Source organism: Kitasatospora sp. NPDC043950 (genome assembly GCF_056435345.1).
Map to the genome: position 1 here is coordinate 125,972 of NZ_JBWKER010000005.1, position 20,098 is coordinate 146,069.

Below are 20,098 nucleotides of genomic sequence, written 5' to 3' on the forward strand. Positions count from 1 at the left end.
CCGCCCGCGCCCACCTCACGGCCCCCGCCCACCCCTACCCCCCCCCCCCCCCCCCCCCCCCCCCCCTCCCCCCCCCCCCCCCCCCCCCCCCGAGGTACTTCGGGGTGAAGGTGCCCGTGAAGATGTCCGCCGCCAGTTCCTCCACGAACGGCGCGTCGAGCTCGGCCTGCCGGGCGAGCACGCCGAGTTCGCGCACCAGCGCGTTCGGCAGGAGCGTGCCGGGGAACGCCTGTACGGCCAGTTCGCCGAGCCGGCGCAGCGCGGTACGCGCGGGTGCGCGGCCGTCCTCGCCGACGCGGTGTGCGGCCACGGCCCGTACCCAGGGCAGTTCGTCGACCCGCACCTGCCCGGTGAGGTCGCTCAGGAGCAGCGAGCGACGGTTGCGGAACGCCCGGTAGTTCGCCGTCATCAGGGTGCGCAGCGCCTCGTCCGGGTAGGACTGGGCGCCGGCCACGGCGACGAGCTGCGGGACCAGTTCGGCCAGGACCTCGGCCGAGGGCACCATGCCGCGCTCCACGAGCGTGTCGATCGGGGCGCTGAGCGCGGCTTCCACCACCTGTCGGATCGCTGCGGGCACCGGGGTGCCTGCGGGGAGACGGGTGGTGTGGCCGGCGGGGGTCGCGCGCGCCTCGTGCGCCTCGTGCGCCTCGTGCGCCGAGACGTCGGCGACCAGCGGGGACACGTCGGCCACGCCCGTCTCCTGGGGCAGCCCGGAGAGGCGGCGCAGCACCAGCTGGGCGAGGTCGTGGTGCGAAGGCTGGGCCGCCTGCACGGCCTGGCGGGTGCGCAGTTCGGAGTGCCGGTCGGAGCCCGGCCGGCCGCGTCGGCGCACCATGGATGCCACCGCGTGCCGCAGCAGTCCGAGGCGGCGCGCGTCCAGCGGCCGGCCGGCGGCGGTCTCCGCCAGGGCGCCGCGCAGGATGCCGAGGTTCTCCTTCGGGTCGCGGTGCTTGGTGCAGCGGGTGTGGGCCGCGGCGAGTTCCTCGTAGCGGCGGAGCAGCACCGCGCCGCGCTCCGTCCAGGCGCTGTCGGGCGTACGCTCCAGGACCCGGCCGGCCTCGGCGGTCTCCAGCCAGTGGGCCAGCAGTTGGTCGCCGAAGGGCTGCCAGACGGTGAGCGCCTCGCGCTGCGCTTCCACGGCGGCGTTCGGCCGCCGGCCCGTGAGGGTCGTGACGGCGTCGCCGACCGTGCGCCGGTGCACCGCCTCGGCGTCCGGCGCGGGCAGCGCGGACGGCCGGGGGGTGAAGCGCAGCCGGTCGGCGAACGGCTCCAGGACGTCGACGAGTTCCAGCGCGCCGGCCGCGTCCCCGGCCCGTACGAGCCACGCCACCGTCAGCAGCGCCGCCTCCTCCGGCACGGCGGCCTCGTAGCCGCCGCTGTCGAGCAGGTCGTACAGCCGGGACAGGCCGGGCTCGGTGAGGCAGTACGCGAAGAGCGCCCCGCGCTCGGCCGCCACCCCGGCCAGGGCCGCAGCCTCGCGCTCGTACGGCTGGAGCGGGCCCTCGGCGCTCGCGGCGGACGTGGCGAAGCCACCCCGTACGACCTCGGGCGTCACCCAGGCGGGCAGTCCGGCCACCGGGGTGCGCGAGCCGATGGCCAGCCGGCCGTCGGCGATCCCGGCGAGCACGGCGCGCCAGCGGGCGACCCGGGCCTCGGCGCTGCGCCGGGTCTCGGCGTCGGCGTGGGAGTCGGTGCCGGAGTTGTCGTCGGCGTGGGCCGTCGAGGTCAGGAATGCGCGGGCCAGGGCCAGCTGGCGCTGCGGGTAGTGCGCGGATATCCCGGCCCCGGTGGGGTGCTGCTGGTCAGCGTCGTCGTCCATAGGCCGACGTGGCAGGTCCCGCCCCTGCGCCCTCCGGGTCCAGAGCCCGGCGCTCTGCTGCTGAGCTACACGTCGATGGGCGTGAGCCTATGCGTCAGGTCGGCGGCCGTGCAACGCACTTTCGCTGTCTCCGCCGGGCTCGCGGCGTAGCCTGGCCCTTCGGGTGTCCGATGGGGGGAGCCGTCGTGTCGATCGAGTTCGTTCGCCGCCTGGACGGTCTGGTGTACCACTTCCGCGCGGACGGCGTGTTCAACGGCAGGCCGTCGTACAGGCGGGTGGACCTGGACGTGTGGTGCCGGTGGCTGCCGGAGCGGGGCTGGTGCACCGTCGGCGCCGACGGGGTCGCCAACTCCGGGCCGCTGGCGGGGCGGACGGACGACCAGGAGCTGATCCCTCCGCTCGGCCCTTGGCGCAGCTGGAAGGCCGGCAGGTCGTACCTCTACGATCTGCGCCGCGTCGACGATCCGGGCGGTAGCGGTACTGCTGGTGCTGATGGCACTGATGGGACTACTGGCGTTACCGGCGGTACCGGCGTTACTGCTTGACAGGATGCGTAATACTGTAACGCGCATCCCAGCAGCTCGGAGCACCACATGCACCCCTTCCTCGACCACCCCGGGCCGCTCGCCTTCGCACACCGGGGCGGTGACCTCGGCCACCCCGAGAACTCGCTCGCCGCCTTCGCGGCCGCCGTCGCCCTCGGGTACCGCTACCTCGAAACGGACGTGCACGCCACCCGCGACGGCGTACTGGTGGCCTTTCACGACACCCGCCTCGACCGGGTCACCGACCGCACCGGTGCGGTGGCCGACCTGCCCTGGGACACCGTCAGGCAGGCCCGGATCGGCGGCACCGAACCCGTGCCGCTGCTGGAGGACCTGCTCGACGCGTTCCCCGGGGCCCGCTTCAACGTCGACGTCAAGGCGGCGGCCGCCGTCGGGCCGCTGGTCGAGACGATCCGTCGGACCGGCGCCTGGGACCGGGTCTGCGTCGGCGGCTTCTCCGACAGCCGCCTCGCCGCCGTCCGCGCCGCCGCGGGCCCCCGGCTGGCCACCTCGCTCGGCCCGCGCGAGGTGGCCCGGCTGCGGCTGCGTTCGCTGGCCGGGCCGCTGCTGCGGGGGCGTGGGGCGCGCTCCTGGGCGCAGTTCGGGTCGCGGTTCGGGTCGCGGTTCGCCGGGGCGCCGTTCGCCGGGGTGTGCGCGCAGGTGCCCGAGCGGCACCGGGGCGTCCGGGTCGTCGACCGGGCCTTCGTGCGCGCCGCCCACCGCCTCGGCCTCCAGGTTCACGTCTGGACTGTGGACGATCCCACACGGATCAGGGCTCTCCTCGGCCTCGGTGTGGATGGCATCATGGCCGATCGCATAGACGTCCTGCGGGACGTCCTCGGCGAGCGCGGCTGCTGGAGCGACGGCAGCACCGGCTCCAGCACGGTGATGGGATCCCCATGACGAGCACCACGGACAACCTGCCGGACCGTCTCCCGGACGATCTGCCGGACGGCCCGCCGGAGCGCGAGGCGGCCGCCGCCGATGACAGCGCCCTGCGCCGGATACGGTTCGGCTGGTACATCAACGACTGGGCCAACGCAGCCTTCTCGGCCACCGTCCTGACGGTGTTCCTCGGGCCGTACCTGACGACCGTCGCCAAGAACGCCGCCGACGCGGCCGGCGACGTGCACCCGCTCGGACTGTCGGTGCGCGCCGGGTCGTTCTTCCCGTACACGGTCTCCTTCTCCGTGCTGCTCTCGGTCGCGGCGATGCTGCTGACCGGCACGGTCGCGGACCGCACCGGGCGGCACAAGGAGCTGATGTGCGGCTTCGCCTACGTCGGCGCGGTCGCCACGATGGGGATGTTCCTCCTCGACGGCGACCGCTACCTCCTCGGCGGCGCACTGCTGGTGGTCGCCAACATCGCGTACGCGGTGTCGGTCGCCCTCTCCTACGCCTACCTTCCCGGCCTGGCCACCCCCGACGAGCGCGACGCGGTCTCCTCCAAGGGCTGGGCCTACGGCTACGCGGGCGGCGGACTGCTGCTGATCGCCAACCTGGCGCTGTTCCAGGGCCACGACGCGCTCGGCCTGTCCTCCGGCACCGCCGTGCGGATCTGCCTGGCCTCGGCCGGCCTGTGGTGGGCGCTGTTCACGCTCGTCCCGATGCTGCGGCTGCCCTCCCGGGCGGGCGCGGCCCCCGACCGCACCCCGGTCGTGTCCGGCCGTACCCCGGCTGCGCCGGACCGGCCCGCCGCCACGCCGGACCGGCCCGCCGCCGGCAGCCTGCGCGAACTCGCCCGCACCCTGCGCGGGATGCGTCAGTACCCGCTCACGCTGCTCTACCTGGGCGCCTTCCTCTGCTACAACGACGGCATCCAGACCGTCGTCTCCCAGGCCTCGCTCTACGGCAGCGAGGAACTCGGCATGGACCAGACCTCGTTGGTCGCGGCCGTGCTCCTGGTCCAGATCGTGGCGATCGGCGGCGCGCTGCTCCTCGGCCGGATCGCCCGCCGCTACGGCGCCAAGCGGACCGTCCTCGGATCCCTGGTCGGCTGGGTGGCCACCCTCGCCCTCGGGTACCTGATGCCCGCCCACCAGCCCGTCTGGTTCTTCGCCCTGGCCTGCATGATCGGACTGGTGCTCGGCGGCAGCCAGGCGCTCTCGCGCTCGCTGTTCTCCCACCTCATCCCGGCGGGCCGGGAAGCCGAGTACTTCAGCGTCTACAAGGTCAGTGACCGCGGCACCAGTTGGATGGGCCCGCTGGTCTTCGGCCTCGCCTACCAGATCACCGGCAGCTACCGCTCGGCGATCATCTCCCTGCTGGTCTTCTTCCTCATCGGCTTCGTCCTCCTGCTGAAGGTCCCCGTCCGCCGCGCCATCGAGGCCGTCGGCAATCCCGTTCCCGAACGGCTCTGACGTCCCCGGCCGGGGGCGCTCAATCGGTCGCCGTCGAGGGTTTACGGGCCGGGGAAGAGCCGGCCGAGGTGGTAGTGCAGGACCGCCACCGCGTCGTCCGCCGTCCGCTGGCCGAGGAGGACGCTCAGGCCCAGGCCGGCGGAGACCGCCAGGAGGACGACGGCCTCCTGGCGGGCGTCCGTGCGCGGATCGGTGTCCCCGGCCTGCCGGGCGGCGGTCAGCTGGCCGACCAGGAAGTCCTCCATCTCGTTGGGCGCCGCGAGGAACGACTGCCCGGCGAGCGCGGGGTCGGTGATGGAGAGCACCGCGTACTCGGTGTAGACGAGGTGGAAGGTCCGGCTCTCCTCGTCCGTCGGCACGGACTCCAGCAGCACCGCCTCGACGATGTCGCGCGGTGACGCCGAGGGCCCGGCCGCCCCGGCGCGGTCGCGGACCCGTTCCTCGACCCGTCCCTGGACCCGCTCTTGGATCCGCTCGCCCATCCGTGCGGCCAGGCGGGTGAGCGCCGCGAGCAGCAGCTGCTCCTTGGTGTCGAAGTAGTACTGCACGAGCCGCACCGAGACACCCGCCTCGATCGCGACGGACCGCATGGTGACGGTGTGCAGCCCGGTGTCCGCCGCCGTGCGCAGCAGGGCGTCGATGATGTGGGCCCGTCGCTCCTCGTGATCCACCAGCTTCGGCATCGGGTTCCCTCCAGACGTTTTTATGGTACAAACATACCATCAAGTGCTGCTGTTTCGTGCATTCCGAGCACCGGGAGGGACCATGACCAGGACCAGCGTCGGACACTTCGTCAGCGAGAAAGCCCGAACGAAGTTCCTTGAGGCCTACGACCGCGCGATGGAGCTGTGGCCGGCCCCCCGCCGGGAACTCGATGTCGAAACCAGCTACGGCACCGTCCACGTCCACCACTACGGACCCGAAACCGGCGAACCGATCGTGCTGCTGCACGGCCACGCCGGACACCCGTCCAACTGGTACCCGCAGATCGCCGCCCTGGGCGAACACCACCCGGTCTACGCGATCGACACGCTCGACGACCCCGGCCGCAGCGTCCAACGCGCCGTCGCGGCCGGCTCCGAGGAGAACGCGGCCTGGCTCGGCGAGGTCTTCGCCGGCCTCGGACTCGACCGCATCCACCTGGTCGGCCTCTCCTACGGCGGCTGGCTGACCCTCAACCAGGCCATCCACGCACCCGAACGCCTCGCCTCGATCGCGCCGATGGACCCCGGCGGCATCGAGAAGGTCCCCGCCCGGTTCTACGCCCACATGATCGGCGGCCTGTTCGGCATGCTCGCCCCGCGGCCGCTGCGCCCCGCGCTCGGGCGCCTGCTCGCCAACCCCGCACTCAGCTCGCCGCCCGAGATGATCGCCCCCCTGATGCTCGGCATGCGCAGCTACAAGCCGAACACCCGCCCCGCCGCCAGGCCGTTCACCGACGAGGAACTGAGTTCCATCCGCCTGCCCACCCTCGTCCTGCTGGGCAGGCGCAGCGCTCTGCTCCGCCCGCGTCACGTCCTCCAGCGGGTCACCGCGCTGATCCCGGGAGTCCGGGCCGAGATCGTGCAACGAGCCGGTCACGGCCTCAACCTGGAACGCCCCGAGCTGGTCAACGAACACCTGCTGCAGTTCATCACCTCCTCCCGGCAGGGGACCCGGAGCTGACGGGCGGCCTCCACCGCCGGGTTGGCGGCTGACGCCGAATCCGCAGAAGCCGCAGAATCCGCAGAAGGGCTGCCCTCGGAGGGGCGGCCCTTCTGCTTGCCGCACGGGCCTGAACAGGGTGCTCGCCGACCTGCCACCGTGGCCAGGGGGAGACGGGTCGCCCGGGCGGTCTGCCACCCGGCCGTGCGGGCCGGGGGGACCGCTCCGCTACCGGCGTGGGCCGTAGCTCCAGTAGTGGTCCGGGTAGTTTCCGCAGGGGTACTGCATCAGTGGGGCGCGCGGGGCGGTGCTGCCGTAGGAGACGGCGAGACACTGGTGGCTGTTGCCGTTGACGAAGCGGATGCCTTTCGGCCACTTCTCGATTCTCCAGGACTGCCCGGGGTCGTTCTTGCACGCGGACTGGATCACCCGGGCGTCGGCCTCGGTGCTGGAGTCCTGGACCGTGAGGCACAGGGCACTGTTGTAGCTGACGAGCCGGTAGTAGGTGTTGCCTTCGGCGTCCGTGAAGGTCTTCTGGCTCTCCCAGAAGTGGTCGGGGTAGTCCCCGCAGGGGAACTGCTGGGCTTCCTGGCCTTCCTCCCGGGTGCCGCCGGATGTGGCCACGCACTGCAGGCTGTTGCCGTTCTTGATGGAGACGGACCCCGTCGGCGGGACCATGGGGGTTCCGCCGAGCCGGTCGGGCGTCCAGGGTTCCGCCGTCGGCGGCGATATGGAGCTGGGCGACGGCGAGGACTTCATGGGCGCGCGGTTCCCGTCCGAAGGGGAGGGGACGACGGATTCCGGTGGGGTGCTGGACCCTGCGGTGGGGGTCGGCGTACCGGCCGGTGCCGGTACCAGCGGCGCGCTCCCCGGTCCGGCGGTCCGAGGATCGGCCGGTGAGGCGGGCGGCGGGACGGTCGGTGGGACGGCCGGTGAGGCGGTCGGTGAGATGGACGGCGAGGCGGTCGGCGGCGTGCTGGGTGCCGACGGCGAGGGGCTGTCCCCCGCCGGCGCCGAGGGGCCTGCGCCCGCGCCGGCCGCCCGGGTGAGCGCGTCGACGGGGGCGGGCGCCGTGCCGAGCCGTATGCCCACCAGCACCCCGGCCAACACCAGCGCCCCGGCCAGGAGCACCGCGGTCGCCCCCATGGCCGCACCGGTCCGGGCCGTGCGATGCCGCCGCGCATCGGCGGGCCCTCCTCGCAGCGGCCCTCCTCGCAGCGGCCCCACGAGCGGCGGCCCGATGACCGTGGGGCTGATGACCGTGGGGCTGATGACCGCGGGGCCGTTGGGCGGGGGGCCGAGCGCGAGCGGGCTGGTCGGCGGGTTGTCCGGGGCCCGGACCAGTTCGCCGCGGACAATCCCGGACCCGGCCGCGGTGGGCCGGACCATCCGGCTCACCTCCCGGCACTGGTCGGCCAGTGCTTCCCGCACCTCCACGAGGTCGGCCTCCAAGCGCCGCAGCACCGGCAGGTGCGCCTGGACCCCGCCGTCCACCACCAGCTCCGCACCCGGCTGCTGACCACCGTCTTCCTGGGCCCGCGCCCGCTCCTGGTCGACCAGGAGCCCGACGGTGTCCTCCTCCCAGCCCGCCGTCCGCTGCACCTGGCACGCGTCCTCCCTGATGCGCCGCACCTCGGCCAGGCAACGCGTCGCCTCCCGCAGCCGGGACCGCCGCGACTGCGCCGCGTACCCGCCGTCCGAGACCCGTCCACCGGGACCCGCCCCGTCCTCGGTGCCGGCGCTCAGCTCGCCCCGCAGTTCGGCCACGATCGCCACCAGCACGCGGATCAGGTCCTCGGCCTGGGCCACGCCCGCCTCGGCCTGGCGCTGCGCCTGCCGGGCCCGTTCCAGGGCCTGCCGCGCGGCCGACCGCCCTTCCGCGTGCGAGGGGGCTGTCCCGGCCGCCGCCCGGCCGGCCTGCTCGTGCAGGGCGCGGGCGCGGACGAGCAACACCGTTCGGGCCTGCGGGTCCACCGCGCAGTCGTGGACCAGCCGTTCGAGCAGGTGCCACGGAATGTCCTTCTCCGCGGAGCGGTACTCGCTCCAACTGGTCTTGCTGGCCGGGTACCGCTGAGCGAGCTCGCGGACCGTGGCCCCGCCCGTCACCTCCCGTACGAACCGGGCCAGGGCGTTCGCCTGTTCCGTCTCTCCCTTGAGCTGTCCTTGCGGTCGTCCAGCACTACCCACCGTGCCTCCTGTCCTGTCCGACCCTTTGTGCGGTCCTGTCCGGCGGCCGAAGCGGGATTGTCCGCCGCTCACCTGGGCCGTGTCGGTTTTTTGTTGATGGACAATCAAATTAGCCCGCACGGTGGAGTCTCCATCGGATCTTCGGACACTTCAAGGTCCCGTGACGCGGCCCCCCCACGGCGGCGTTCCGGACCGGGAACCCGAAGACGGAGCCGGGGGCCGACGGCACCACCGCCACGAACGGGGGACGTGGCGGCACCGATGGACCGGCCCCCCGTACCCGTCGCACCGAAACGCACCCGAACCGGGATCCGCCCCGCCTCGGGGCGTTCGGACTCCAGGAGGAAGACCATGAAGACTCGACGCATCCTCACCACCCTGCTGCTCGCGGGGACGGTGGCCACCGCGACGCTGGCCGTGTCGCCCGCCGCGCAGGCCGCGCCGAACAACCCGAACTGCCTCGGCGCCAGGGCCTTCTGTCTCTGGTACAACGCCAACCAGAGCGGCTCGGTGGCCGGTTGGGACCTGAGTACCGGGTTCAAGGGCTTCGACAACCTCGCGAACGCCGGCGCGTTCCTGACGCCCGGCCCCGGACAGGGCACCGCGGTGAAGAACAACGCGGCCTCCGCGACCTACCAGTACCCGGGCCGCTGCGTCGGCAACGTCCAGGTGTTCTACAACCAGAACTGGTCCGGGCCCTCGGACCTCATCGTGGCCTGCGGCAACGGCAACCTGGTGAGGACGAAGAACGAGGACGCCTCGTTCCTCGTCAACGGCTGACCGCAGCAGCACCCCGCCGGGCCGTCCGACTGGTCGGACGGCCCGGCGGCGCAGAGATTCGAGGCCACGTCACCATGAACGCACCACGGCTCGCCGCCCCGCTCGCGGCCCCGCTCGTAGCTGTCGTCACCTGCTGCCTGTTGCTCGCCTCCTGCTCCACTTCCACGAGCGGAGGGGGCGCCACCGGCACGCCGCCCTCCGCCGCCGCCGTCACGTCGGAGGCCGTACCCGGGGTCACACCTGAGGTCACACCTGAGGTCACACCTGGGGCCGCCACCGACGGCCCCGCCGTCATCTCCCTGCCGCTGGACCCGTACTTCCTCCCGCCCGCCGACGAGGCCCGGTTGCACACCGCCCTGGACCGATTGGTCGCCGACTGCCTGCGAAGCGCCGGCCTCCAACCGCCCGCCCCGGCCGGCGTCCAGGCACCCCTGCTGGGACGGTACGAACGGCGCTACGGTCTGACCAGCGCCACCGGCGCCCGCACCGTCGGCTACCACCTGCCCGACCACCCGGCCCCGACGCAGGCACCGCTCTCCCCGGCACAGATGAAGGCGCTCACCGGCCCGCAGGGCTGCCAGGAGTCCGCCGCGCGGCGGATCACCGGCACTACCGGCTACCCGGGAGACGCCTACGTGGTCCGGTCGGTCAACCAGGAGTCCTTCGAGCAGTCGGCGAAGACGCCGGAGGTCGTGGCCGTCGTCACCGCGTGGTCCCGGTGCATGAAGCGGGCGGGGTACGACTACGCGACACCGCTGCAGACCGGCACCTGGCCGTCCGAACGAGCCACCGGCGAGGAACGGACGACCGCCCTCGCGGACGTCGCCTGCAAACAGGAGACCGGGCTCGTCCGGATCTGGAACGAGGCCGAGACCGCCGTCCAGCGCACCCTGATCCAGCAGAACGCCACCGCGTTCGACGGCGTTCTGGCCGAACGGCGGCGCATGCTCAGCGAAGCGGACGCCGTCCTCGGCCGCCCCGAACCCGGACCGTAGCGTCGTCGTCGCCGTTGCCGTTGTCGCTGCCGTCTTCGACCGCACTCGGCCGAAACGCGGTGTCACATTTCCGCCAGCGCAGGTGTCTCGCCCACGAGAGAGTCGGCGACGGTTCGTGTTCCTGATCGCGGACCTGTTCGTCCGGCACTTCGCGAAAGGCACAGCGCATGCACGTCGTCCCCGGGCTCAAGGTCCTGTACTTCGGAACTCCGGTGGTGCTGATCAGCTCACTCAACGAGGACGGCACGGCGAACCTCGCGCCGATGTCCTCGGTGTGGTGGCTGGGCCAATCCTGCATGCTCGGTCTCGGCAACAACGGCCAGACCACCGCGAACCTGCTGCGGGAAGGCGAGTGCGTGCTCAACCTGCCCTCGTCGGCGATGGTCGATGCCGTCGACCGGATCGCGCTCACCACCGGGAAGCCGGTCGTGGCGGACTACAAGGTGAAGCAGGGCTACCGGTACGAGCCGGACAAGTTCTCGGTCGCGCAGTTGACCGAGCAGGCGTCGGACCTGGTCCGGCCCCCCAGGGTCGCGGAATGCCCGGTCCAGCTGGAGTGCAAGGTCGTCTCGGCCCACCCCTTCGGCGGTCCCGAGCCGCACGCCACCGCCTTCGAGGTCGAGGTCCTTCGCGCCCATGTCGAGGAGAGCCTCGTCATCCCCGGGACGCACTACGTGGATCCGCTCGACTGGGATCCGCTGATCATGAAGTTCTGCGAGTTCTTCGGCGGGGGAGCCAACGTTCACCCGTCGAGGCTCGCCGAGGGCTGGAACATGCCGCACCAGCTCCGGTCGACGACCGTCTGAGCGGGCATCTGGAGATTGCGTCGGCGTCCGGATCGTGCTGCGTTTCGTTCGTCCTCCTACCAGAGGGTGGCCGGTCCCGCGAGGACCCAACCGGCGTTGGTGGGCTTCACCCAGAAGCTCAATGACACCTCGATGACCCGCGCGCGGTAGGTGATCTCGACGTAGAAGCCGGTGCCCTCGTGGCCCCTCGGGGATCCGGCCGGCTCGGAGCAGACTGAAGTAGCGACAGACGACCGCTTCGAGATCGGCTTTGGCAGGGCGCTCCGTCCAGATCTTCACCGTGGGATTTTAAGGGAGCGCCTTACGGATCCCGCTCTCAGCACGGGAAGTCGGCCGGTCCGACTTCCCGTGCTGCGAAAGCCCCAAGCGCCGCTGCCAAGCCCTGTCCCGGAGTTCATCACTCCAGTCTGCTCACATCACTGCCGCCTGGTGACCGTTCCCTGCCGATCACACTGCCGTGGCCCCTGCCAGGGCCCTGGCGATGACCGGCGCCTTCGTAGCCAGTGGGCTACCGACCGCGGCGGTTGTCCTCCCAGTCGTCGAACCAGCGGAGCCAGATGGGCGTGCCGACACCGCGGTGCCACTGGTCGCGAGCGGCTTTCTCCAGCTCCGGGGTCGTCAGACCCTCCTCGTGCTCCAGCCAGTCGATGTACCACTCGCCGAAGCCGGCCGGTCGCCCCGCATCCGTCAGCAGCGGGTTGAGGCGATCGCAGGTCGGCCGCCCGTCGAACCACATACTGCCGCGATCCGGACCGCTGACGATGAGCAGGGTGCTGAAGTTGTGGCCATGGCCCGCCAGAAACACACCGCCCGTGACCCGGTCCCGCTCCGCCGCCTCCACGGCCTCGTTCCGAGCGTCCCGGGCGGCTTCGAAGTCGGCAGGGTCGGCGTAGTCCTCTTCCCGTACGAACTTCTCCCACACCTCGTCACTCGCCGCCAGCGCGGTGTCGTGATCGGGGAACGGCACGTGCAGCCGCTCCAGTTGGGTGTCCGTGTCCTCTGCCCAGTGCCATCCGTCGGGTCCCCGCCGCAACTCCCTGGGCCACCGTCCACCCGCACTCACCCGCAGCAGGAACTCCCGGTAGTCCGCCGGAAACGTGATCCCGAACTGCCGCTCCGCCTCCACCACCTGGACTTCGGTCAGCGGCGCAGCCAGCTCAGCCCCCGGCCCGCTCCACCCCTGCTCCTCGCGCACCGCGCATACCCGCCCCCGGACGTCGTCCCAGTCAATGCTCTGCATGATCGGCCAGGATATGACCTTGGTGTTTCAAGGCCCTGGCGGCCGGGGGTGCTGCTGAGGATCTGATTCAGGCGGTGATTCGAGGCACTGCTGAACACCTGGGACGGGGGGTTCGACCTCAGCTCCGTCTGGGCGGATGTGGGCCCGGAGTCCCGTGGATACGTCGGCCGAGGCCGTCGACTTGGTCGGCAAACCGAAACCGAGACCACGGAACGACGATGGCCCGGGCCGCTGAGCGGGCCGGGCCATCGTTTGCGGTGGGTGGGTGGGTGGATGGGGTCAGGGGGTGGGGCGGAGGGTGGCGGTGGTGGTGCGGGCCAGCCAGACGCCCAGGAGGGCTTGGAGGAGGCTGATCAGGAGGGTTGCGGTGATCATCAGGGAGGCGAGGGCCGGGAGGCCGGCGAGGGCGGCGAGGGTGCGGGCGGTGCCGGCCACGGCTTCGCCGGTGGCGGCGCGCCACAGGAGGGGGGCGGCCCAGCCGGCGAGGGCGGCTGTGGTGGCGGTGAGGACGGCGGTGCGGGCTCGTTGGCCGCGCAGGGCCGTGGTGGTGCCGAGGGCGAGGCCGCAGAGGAAGGGGAGGTACCAGAGGGAGTAGAGGGAGCCGAGGGCTATGACCACGGTGGCGAGGAGAGTGGGGAGGAGGGTGCGGAGGTGGGGGGTCGTCATGGTGGTCAGGCTCCCGGTCGCAGGGTCCACACCTTGGTGGAGGCGGGTTGGTCGGCGGCCATCAGGAGCGGCGGGTTTCGGCCCTCCCACCAGTACGGGATGAAGTTCCGGTACCAGGGTGAGGCCGGGTTCTCGCTCTGGCCGCCGGGGTAGACGGCCTGCGCGGTGGCAGTGTTCGGGCCCTTCCAGTCGACGACCATGCGCCAGCTCGGGCCGAAGGTGGAGTTCATGCCGCCGTCGGCCGCGTTGACGGTCCAGCGGTCGCCCTCGGCGGGCTCGGGGCCGTAGCCGAGGGCTTCGGCGCCGGTGAGGGAGGGGATCTGCCGGGTGTGGACGCGGTCCCAGGTCCAGGTGGCGGGGTCGTTGCCGAGGTCCTGGGACAGTTCGGAGACGGCCTGGGCGAACGCGGTGCGCATGGCGTCAGTGGCGGTGCGGGTCGGGCCGCCGGGGGAGGTGAAGGCCGGGTTGGTCGGGTCGTGCAGGGTCCAGGCTTCGAGGTTCTCGTCGAGGCTGGGCAGGGCGCTGGAGACCTTGAGGTACAGGCGGTCGCGTTCGACCGGCACCTTGGCGTGGTCCCACCAGGGCTGGAAGGTGGTCTCCAGGTAGTCGTTCCAGAAGGTCCACCAGATCGGGCCGCCGGCGACGCCGGGCTTCATGGTGTGGTCCCAGCGGTTCAGGACGTCGAGGGCGGCCTGTTGGCGGGGGTCGAGCTTCTGGTCGGCCAGGGCGGTCTTCAGGTGCGGCAGGATGACGGTGGCGAGGTAGTCCGTGACGTCGTTCTGCAGGGTGGTGAAGTCCGCGCTGGTCATCGCCTGGTGGCTCTCCAGGTACTGGTAGATCCGGTTGGCCCGGTAGCCGTTGTCGAAGGCGTTGAGCGTGGTGCCGATGTAGTACGGGTAGTCGGCGGAGACGGGGCGCTGGTTGGCGGTCGCGACCACGTGGTTCGGCGGGTTGTAGACCTGCGGGGTGGCGTCGAAGGGGATGGCGCCGACCACGTCGTACTCGCCGGTGCCGGGCAGCGGGAACCAGGGGTTGCCGCCCTTGGTCAGGGGGAAGTACCCGGCGGCGACCACGCCGATGTTGCCGCCGCCGTCGGCGTAGGCGAAGTTGAGCGTGGGGGCGTGCCAGTCGGCGAGCGCGGTGCGGAACTCCTGGTAGTCGCGGGCCTTGTTGACGGAGAGCAGGACGGCCAGGTCGGGGGAGGGGATGTTGCCCATCCAGCTGACCGAGGTGGTCTGCCCGGCCCGGGTCAGGACCGGCCCGTGCACGGTGAGGTCCACGGCGAGGTGTTCGGTGTCGCCGCCCCGGACCGGGATGGTGTACTCCACCCGCTGCATCGGGTGCCACGCGTTGTTCCAGAAGTACTGGCCGGGGTGGTCGGGGCTGGTCTGCTCGCTGTAGAAGACCGTCGACTGGTTCTGCCCGTCGGTCAGGGACCAGGAGATGTTGGCGTTGCGGCCGATCAGCACGCCGGGCATGCCGGCCATGCTGGCGCCGGTGACGTCGGTCTCCGGCGAGGACAGCGCGATCTGGTACCAGTACGAGGGCAGGGTCATCGGCAGGTGCGGGTCGCCGGCGAGCATCGCGTTGCCGCCCGCCACGGCCGGGCCGTTCGCCGCCCAGGCGTTGCTGTCCGGGAAGGTGTGGACCTGGGTGGCCGGGAGCGCGCGGATGGTGTCCAGCAGGGTGTGGGCCGCGGTCGCCTCCCCGGCGGGGTCGGGCTTCCCGGTGGGGGCGACGGGCGCGGGGCGCGGCTCCGACCGGTTGGCGGCGGCTTGGCCGTCGGGCCCGGCGGTGTTGACGTTCGGGGGCAGCGGCGCGATGCCGAGGTCGCGGTACGGTCCGACGTCGTACGGCCGTTGGTCGTTGGGCGCGTGGACCGGGAACCAGTCCATGGTGCGCTCCTCGCCGAGGGACTCCCGGAAGATCGCGTAGTCCAGCGGGGTGCTGGTGAAGTCCATGCTCTGGGTGAGGAGTTCCTGGATGACCAGGCTGTCGACCGGCGTCCAGTCGGCCGGGTAGACGCCGGTGAGGGAGAAGATGGCCGGCCACTGCCCGTTGTGGCGCAGCTCGGAGATCCAGGCGTTGACTCCCCGGGTGTAGCTGGTGAGGGCGCGGCCCGCCGGGCTGTCGGGCGCGGTGGCGGCCCAGGTGGCCTCGGCGGTGCGCAGGAGTCCCATCTGGAGTTCGAAGCGGTCGGACTCGACGCTCCCGGGCCCGTTGAGTTCCGCCAGGCGTCCGCGTCCGGCGCGCCGCTCCAGGTCGAGCTGGGCGAGCCGGAAGCGGGCGTGCAGGTAGCCCTGGGCCTGGAACAGGTCGGTGTCGGAGGCGGCCTTGACGGTGGGGACGCCGTTGTCGTCGAAGGCGACCGTCACCGGCGCGTTCAGGCCCGCCAGGGTGAGGGTCTCGGTGTGCGGGAGTTCGGCGCCGGCGGCGGAGTCCCACGCACCGGCCCCGGGGACGAGGGCGGTTCCGAGGGCCGGGACGGGCCCGATGCCCAGCGCGAGCAGCGCGAGGACCAGGCCGGAGACTACGGCTGCCACCGCCGCGTGGGTGGCTGTGCGTATGCGCCGCGGCAAGTTGACTCCAGGGGTGCGAGGTTGGGCGGGGTGAAGGGGGCTGGGGTCGAGGCAGGGGGGCTCAGGGAGCCGTCAGGACCAGAAGTCGGCCATCGTGCGGTGGATGCCCTCGACGGTGGCCCGGAGCTCGGGGTGCCCGGGGACCGAGCCGTAGACCGTGCCGATCAGCCACTCGGTGCCGGCCCGCCAGTCGGCCCGCCAGGACGGGTCGATCGTGGCGTCCACCAGGTCCACCCCGGGGAGGTGGTGGAGGCCGTCGAGCACCTCGCCGGGGCCGGGGGCGAGGCCGTCGGCGGGCGGGGAGATGAAGTACTGGAACGCCACCTTCGGGCAGCCCGCGCCCAGGGCGAGCACCGGCTCGGGCGGGTCGAACGCGCCGAGTGCCAGCCGGAGGGCGAGGGCGAGCAGGTCCGTCCCGGCGGAGCGCTTGAGGACGTCCGAGACGTGCCCGCCCAGGCGGCCGTTGACCTCGATCAGCCGCGGCCCGTCGGGGGTGAACTTGATCTCGGTGTGGGTGACGCCCTCGCGGATGCCGAGCGCCCGCAGCGCGCGCTGCTCCAGGGCCACGACCTCGTCGGCCAGGCCGGCGGGGAGCAGGGCCGGGGTGAAGTAGCCGGTCTCCCGGAACGGGGGGGCCAGTGGCAGCTTGCCGGTGACCGCGACGGTGCGGATCTCGCCGTCGCGGATCGCGGACTCGACCGAGACGTAGTCGCCCCAGAACTCCCCCACCACGGTGGGGTCGCTCACCAGGTACTCCTCCAGCACGAACACCGCCGGGCTCGCCACGCCCTCGGTGAACTCGGCGTACCGGTCGGCCAGTTCGGCGGCGGTGCGGACCAGGCAGGTGTCCACGCTGCCGGCGCCCGAGCGGGGCTTGAGGACGGCGGGCAGCCCGGTCGCGGCGAGGGCCGGGCCGAGGTCGGCGGCGGAGTGGACCGTCCGGCAGGCGGTGGCCTGTACGCCCGCCGCCGCCAGGGCCTCGCGCTGGTGGAATTTGTCGACCAGGACCTCGACGGTGGCGCGGTCGTGGAACGGCACGCCGCACCGCGCGGCCACGGCGGACGCCGTCCGGAGCAGGTGGTCACTGAAGGTGATCACTCCGGAGGCGCCGAACTCGGCGGCCCGGTCGCACAGTTGCTCCTCGGTCAGGCCGGACGTGTCCACCACGGTGACCGACTTCGGCAGCTGGGCCAGGTCGGCGGCCACCTTCGGGTCGCCGAGGTCGCCGAAGAAGACCGCCGTGCACAGCCGCCGCCCGGCGGTCAGGACCCCGCGCGCGGTCGCCGAGCCCCGGCCGTAGACGACCAGCAGCACCGGGGGCGTCGGGGACGAAGGGGGCGAAGGGGACTCCGGGGGCGCCGGGTGGTCCGTCGGGTTCGAGCCGCCCATGTCAGCGCTCCCGCGGCTGGTTCGGGCTGAACGCCGCGCGCTCGGCGGCGACGGACCGGTGCTCCCAGGCCTCCCGGTCGCGCAGGTAGAGCGGCCGGTCGGCGACGACGGCCCGGGTCTCGGCCGAGCCCGCCGAGAGCCGCCACCGCACCGAGCCGGTGACGTGCGCCGAGCAGACCTCGATGAACGCCTGGCTGGCGCGGCGCAGTTCGCCGAACCAGCGGCCCTCCAGCGCCTCGCGGACCCACAGCTGCTCCTGGTTCAGCTTCTCCCGCAGCAGCTCGGCGGAGAGGGTGGCCGTCTCCAGGTGGCGGCGCGAGCGCAGCAGCAGCCAGGCGGCGGGCATCTCGCGGATCTCCAGCACCTTCGGCCCGTGGCCCAGGTGTTCGAGCCCGCTGTACCGGCCGAGGCCGTGCGCGCCGACCAGGTGGTTGAGGGTGTCGATCAGCTCGGTCAGCGGCAGCCGGCGGCCGTCCACCGCGACCGGACGGCCCGCCTCGAAGGCGACCTCGACGGCCTCCGGGGCCTCGGCGGGGCGCAGCGCGCTCCACTGGTAGAGCCGCTCGGGCACGGCGTGGTCCTCGGGGTCGTCGAGGATCCCGGACTCGAACTCCCGGCACCACAGGTTGGAGTCGCCGCTGACCAGCCGCTCGCTCAGCTGCTCCAGGCCGGCTTCCTTGAGCTCGCGCATCTTCTGGTCCCGGTCCACCGGGTCCAGGTCGTACGGGCTGCCGTAGCGTCCGGCGAAGCCGAGCAGTTCGAGGGCGCCGTTGAGCCGGCGCAGGGTGTTCTGGGAGCGGTTGGCGGTGTGCAGCACGGTGGTGGCGCCGAGTTCGCGGGCGGTGTCGACGGCGACCTTGGCGATCAGCGGGCGGCTGAGCGAGGAGCTGACCGGGTGGGTGTCGAGGTAGACGGCGTGCGCGGCGATGGCCGGGCGGACGTAGTCCTCGGCGAACTCCTGCCGGCCGTCGACCAGGTGCAGCCGGATGCCGAGCCGGTCGGCGATCCGCTGCTTGTGCTCGCTGCTCTCGTCCTCGCCGAGGTCGACGCTGACCGCGTGGACGTTGCGGGCGCCGGCCCGGGCCAGGCGGTGCAGCAGGTAGCTGCTGTCCAGCCCGCCGCTGAACAGGGTGACGACGGGGGCCGACGGATCGCGGGCGATCGCGTCGAGCTCGCCGAAGGAACGGACGACCTGGGCAGTCACCGCGATCCCTCCGGTCCCTGCTCGGCCAGGGCGGCGGTGAAGGCCGTCACCGTGGGCTCGTCGTACATCAGGTGCATCGGGACCTCGACGCCGAGCAGCGCCTCCAGCTTGCGGGTGGCGCGGACCACCTTGAAGGAGTCCCCGCCGATCTCGAAGAAGTCGTCGTCCGGGCCGATGGCGGGCAGTCCGAGGACCTCGCACCAGACCGTGGTGACGGTGGCGGCCACGCCGTCGCCGGGCGGTGCTTGCGGTTCGTCGGTGACGGCGGGCAGGACGGCCCCGGCCCGCTCGGTCAGCAGGGCGCGGTCCAGCTTGCCGTTGGCGGTCAGCGGCATCGAGTCGACGGTGGCCAGCGACGCCGGGACCATGTACGAGGGCAGGGCGCCGCGCAGCGTCTCGCGCACGGCGGCGGTGACGCTCGCGGGCTCGGCGCCGGGTGCGAGCACCAGGAAGCCGACCAGCCGGGCGTCGCTGCCGCGGCCGTGGGCCACCACGGCCGCCTGCCGGACCTCGGGCACCCGCAGGGCGGCGGACTCGATCTCGCCCAGTTCGATCCGGTAGCCGCGGATCTTCACCTGGAGGTCGACCCGGCCCAGGAACTCCAGGCCGCCCACCGGGTGGGTGCGGACCAGGTCGCCCGAGCGGTAGAGCGGGCCGGGGCCGTCGCCGAGGTGGTCCGGGACGAAGCGCTCCGCGGTGAGCTCGGGCCGGTTGAGGTAGCCGAGGGCGAGGCCCTCGCCGCCGATGTAGAGCTCGCCGGGCTCGCCGTCCGGTACGGGCTTGCCGTCCTCGTCGAGGATCCACAGGGTGGTGTCCTCGATGGCCGGGCCGATGTAGACGGTGTCCAGGCCGGGGTCGCGCGGGGGCACCCAGGCGGTGCAGTAGATGGTGCACTCGCTCGGCCCGTAGAGGTTGGTGAGCGGCGCGGTGGACTGGGCGTGGAAGCGGCGGACCAGCTCGGGCGCGAGCGGCTCGCCGCCGGTGAGGACGCGCCGCAGGCCGTCGAAGCGCTCCTCGGGCCCGCGGGCCAGCAGGAACAGCTCCAGCAGCGAGACCACGCAGTAGAAGATGGTGATGTCGGCGGCGCGGATGGTCTCGGCGAGGTAGTCGGCGTCGCGCTGGCGGCCGGGGGCGGCGATGACGATGGTGGTGCCGGTGATCAGCGGCCAGTACACCTCGATCAGGAACATGTCGAAGCTGCACGCGGTGTGGTGCAGCATCCGGTCGTCCGGGCCGAGTCCGTGGCTGCGCTGGAGCGCCCGCAGGCGGGTGGTCACCGCGCGGTGCGGGATCAGCGAGGCCTTCGGCCGGCCGGTGGAGCCGGAGGTGTAGATGACGACCGCGGGCTGCTCGGCGAGGTCGGCCGCCGGCTCGAACGGGCCGGCCGGGCGGGCCGCCGCGCACTCGTCGACGGTGACGACCTCGGTGCCCGGCAACTCGGGGAAGCGGGAGCGCAGTTCGGGGGTGGTGATCAGCAGCCGGGGCGTGCAGTCGGCCAGCATGTCGAGGGTGCGGGCGACCGGGTCGTTGACGTCGAAGGCGACCTGGGCGGCGCCGGCCAGGATCACCCCGGCCACGGCGACCACGAAGTCGGCCGAGCGCTCCAGGTAGACCGCGACCCGCTCGCCCGGGCGCACCCCCCGCTCGCGCAGCAGCGAGGCGACCCGCACGGTGCGGTCCCTGAGCTCGCCCGCGAGCAGGACCCGGTCGCCGTCGACCACGGCGGGCTGCGCCGGGTCGGCCTCCCAGCGGGAGAGCAGCAGGGTGTCGAGCCGTCGTTCGCCGTCGTCGAGAATCGTGGCCGTAGAGCTAGCCATGGAGGTTGTGTCCAATCGGTGTGGTCGGTGCAGGGGCGTCCCGGCGGCCGGGGCCGGCCGGGACGCC

Annotated in this window: 15 protein-coding genes, 1 tRNA gene and 1 pseudogene; 7 read left to right on the plus strand and 10 right to left on the minus strand. The window is 72.7% G+C overall.

Going from position 1 to position 20,098, the window contains the following annotated elements:
* Window positions 1-70: 70 nt before the first annotated feature.
* Both AC07BF_RS05305 and AC07BF_RS05310 read right to left on the minus strand, forming a co-directional pair.
* Window positions 71-1,819: pseudogene (locus AC07BF_RS05305) on the minus strand (hypothetical protein); the annotation flags it as partial.
* 3 nt (window positions 1,820-1,822) lie between these two features.
* A tRNA-Gln gene (locus AC07BF_RS05310) sits at window positions 1,823-1,894 on the minus strand.
* Between the two features lie 110 nt (window positions 1,895-2,004).
* On the opposite strand from AC07BF_RS05310, the gene AC07BF_RS05315 reads away from it, so the two are divergent.
* Genes AC07BF_RS05315 through AC07BF_RS05325 form a run of 3 tightly spaced genes read left to right on the plus strand, consistent with a single transcriptional unit; the run spans window position 2,005 to window position 4,724 of the window.
* Entirely contained in the window at window positions 2,005-2,364 is a 360-nt protein-coding gene (locus AC07BF_RS05315; protein WP_478332977.1) for a hypothetical protein, read from the plus strand.
* Between the two features lie 48 nt (window positions 2,365-2,412).
* Window positions 2,413-3,267 carry a glycerophosphodiester phosphodiesterase family protein gene (locus tag AC07BF_RS05320; RefSeq protein WP_478332978.1) on the plus strand — a complete coding sequence of 285 codons (855 nt, stop codon included), beginning with the start codon at window positions 2,413-2,415 and terminating at the stop codon, window positions 3,265-3,267.
* Window positions 3,264-4,724 carry an MFS transporter gene (locus AC07BF_RS05325; protein ID WP_478332979.1) on the plus strand — a complete coding sequence of 487 codons (1,461 nt, stop codon included), beginning with the start codon at window positions 3,264-3,266 and terminating at the stop codon, window positions 4,722-4,724. The genes AC07BF_RS05320 and AC07BF_RS05325 overlap by 4 nt, the downstream gene beginning before the upstream one ends.
* Window positions 4,725-4,765: 41 nt before the next feature.
* Here the strand turns inward: AC07BF_RS05325 and AC07BF_RS05330 are convergent, their stop codons facing one another.
* The gene (locus tag AC07BF_RS05330; RefSeq protein ID WP_478332980.1) at window positions 4,766-5,407 is read right to left on the minus strand and encodes a TetR/AcrR family transcriptional regulator; all 642 of its coding nucleotides are present in this window, start codon (window positions 5,405-5,407) and stop codon (window positions 4,766-4,768) included.
* An 82-nt stretch (window positions 5,408-5,489) separates the two neighbouring features.
* Here AC07BF_RS05330 and AC07BF_RS05335 point away from each other — a divergent pair, with 82 nt between their 5' ends.
* Window positions 5,490-6,389 carry an alpha/beta fold hydrolase gene (locus tag AC07BF_RS05335; protein ID WP_363584434.1) on the plus strand — a complete coding sequence of 300 codons (900 nt, stop codon included), beginning with the start codon at window positions 5,490-5,492 and terminating at the stop codon, window positions 6,387-6,389.
* Window positions 6,390-6,596: 207 nt separating this feature from the next.
* Here AC07BF_RS05335 and AC07BF_RS05340 read toward each other — a convergent pair whose 3' ends face one another.
* Complete coding sequence (locus AC07BF_RS05340; protein WP_400843793.1) at window positions 6,597-8,555, minus strand: RICIN domain-containing protein; 1,959 nt, start codon at window positions 8,553-8,555, stop codon at window positions 6,597-6,599.
* A 351-nt stretch (window positions 8,556-8,906) separates the two neighbouring features.
* Here AC07BF_RS05340 and AC07BF_RS05345 point away from each other — a divergent pair, with 351 nt between their 5' ends.
* The 3 genes from AC07BF_RS05345 (at window position 8,907) to AC07BF_RS05355 (ending at window position 11,136) form a co-directional block, all read left to right on the plus strand.
* Window positions 8,907-9,335 (plus strand): hypothetical protein, encoded by a 429-nt coding sequence (locus AC07BF_RS05345; RefSeq protein WP_363627745.1) that lies wholly within the window; start codon window positions 8,907-8,909, stop codon window positions 9,333-9,335.
* 74 nt (window positions 9,336-9,409) lie between these two features.
* A complete protein-coding gene (locus AC07BF_RS05350) occupies window positions 9,410-10,330 on the plus strand; it encodes a hypothetical protein (protein WP_478332981.1) in 921 nt (306 codons plus the stop codon).
* 167 nt (window positions 10,331-10,497) lie between these two features.
* Window positions 10,498-11,136 carry a flavin reductase family protein gene (locus AC07BF_RS05355; protein ID WP_478332982.1) on the plus strand — a complete coding sequence of 213 codons (639 nt, stop codon included), beginning with the start codon at window positions 10,498-10,500 and terminating at the stop codon, window positions 11,134-11,136.
* Window positions 11,137-11,644: 508 nt separating this feature from the next.
* On the opposite strand, the gene AC07BF_RS05360 is transcribed toward AC07BF_RS05355, so the two are convergent.
* From AC07BF_RS05360 to AC07BF_RS05385, 6 genes are all read right to left on the minus strand, one after another.
* Window positions 11,645-12,376, minus strand: coding sequence for an SMI1/KNR4 family protein (locus AC07BF_RS05360; RefSeq protein WP_478332983.1), 732 nt, complete (start codon window positions 12,374-12,376; stop codon window positions 11,645-11,647).
* Window positions 12,377-12,655: 279 nt separating this feature from the next.
* Window positions 12,656-13,042: a hypothetical protein gene (locus AC07BF_RS05365; RefSeq protein WP_331744782.1), complete on the minus strand. Its 387-nt coding sequence runs from the start codon at window positions 13,040-13,042 to the stop codon at window positions 12,656-12,658.
* A 5-nt stretch (window positions 13,043-13,047) separates the two neighbouring features.
* Window positions 13,048-15,585, minus strand: a complete 2,538-nt coding sequence (locus AC07BF_RS05370; protein WP_371523122.1) for a penicillin acylase family protein — start codon at window positions 15,583-15,585, stop codon at window positions 13,048-13,050.
* Between the two features lie 108 nt (window positions 15,586-15,693).
* Complete coding sequence (locus AC07BF_RS05375) at window positions 15,694-17,010, minus strand: ATP-grasp domain-containing protein (protein WP_363627750.1); 1,317 nt, start codon at window positions 17,008-17,010, stop codon at window positions 15,694-15,696.
* A 1-nt stretch (window position 17,011) separates the two neighbouring features.
* A complete protein-coding gene (locus AC07BF_RS05380; protein WP_363627751.1) occupies window positions 17,012-18,214 on the minus strand; it encodes an argininosuccinate synthase-related protein in 1,203 nt (400 codons plus the stop codon).
* A complete protein-coding gene (locus AC07BF_RS05385) occupies window positions 18,211-20,031 on the minus strand; it encodes a non-ribosomal peptide synthetase (protein WP_478332984.1) in 1,821 nt (606 codons plus the stop codon). Before AC07BF_RS05385 ends, AC07BF_RS05380 begins: the two co-directional genes overlap by 4 nt.
* Window positions 20,032-20,098 lie beyond the last annotated feature (67 nt).

What these genes read in the sequence shown, in the direction of transcription:
- AC07BF_RS05325 (WP_478332979.1), top strand. Translation starts at nt 3,264, where the DNA reads ATGACGAGCACCACGGACAACCTGCCGGACCGTCTCCCGGACGATCTG.
- AC07BF_RS05335 (WP_363584434.1), top strand. Translation starts at nt 5,490, where the DNA reads ATGACCAGGACCAGCGTCGGACACTTCGTCAGCGAGAAAGCCCGAACG.
- AC07BF_RS05355 (WP_478332982.1), top strand. Translation starts at nt 10,498, where the DNA reads ATGCACGTCGTCCCCGGGCTCAAGGTCCTGTACTTCGGAACTCCGGTG.
- AC07BF_RS05360 (WP_478332983.1), bottom strand. Translation starts at nt 12,376, where the DNA reads ATGCAGAGCATTGACTGGGACGACGTCCGGGGGCGGGTATGCGCGGTG.
- AC07BF_RS05365 (WP_331744782.1), bottom strand. Translation starts at nt 13,042, where the DNA reads ATGACGACCCCCCACCTCCGCACCCTCCTCCCCACTCTCCTCGCCACC.
- AC07BF_RS05330 (WP_478332980.1), bottom strand. Translation starts at nt 5,407, where the DNA reads ATGCCGAAGCTGGTGGATCACGAGGAGCGACGGGCCCACATCATCGAC.
- AC07BF_RS05375 (WP_363627750.1), bottom strand. Translation starts at nt 17,010, where the DNA reads ATGGGCGGCTCGAACCCGACGGACCACCCGGCGCCCCCGGAGTCCCCT.
- AC07BF_RS05350 (WP_478332981.1), top strand. Translation starts at nt 9,410, where the DNA reads ATGAACGCACCACGGCTCGCCGCCCCGCTCGCGGCCCCGCTCGTAGCT.
- AC07BF_RS05385 (WP_478332984.1), bottom strand. Translation starts at nt 20,031, where the DNA reads ATGGCTAGCTCTACGGCCACGATTCTCGACGACGGCGAACGACGGCTC.
- AC07BF_RS05345 (WP_363627745.1), top strand. Translation starts at nt 8,907, where the DNA reads ATGAAGACTCGACGCATCCTCACCACCCTGCTGCTCGCGGGGACGGTG.
- AC07BF_RS05320 (WP_478332978.1), top strand. Translation starts at nt 2,413, where the DNA reads ATGCACCCCTTCCTCGACCACCCCGGGCCGCTCGCCTTCGCACACCGG.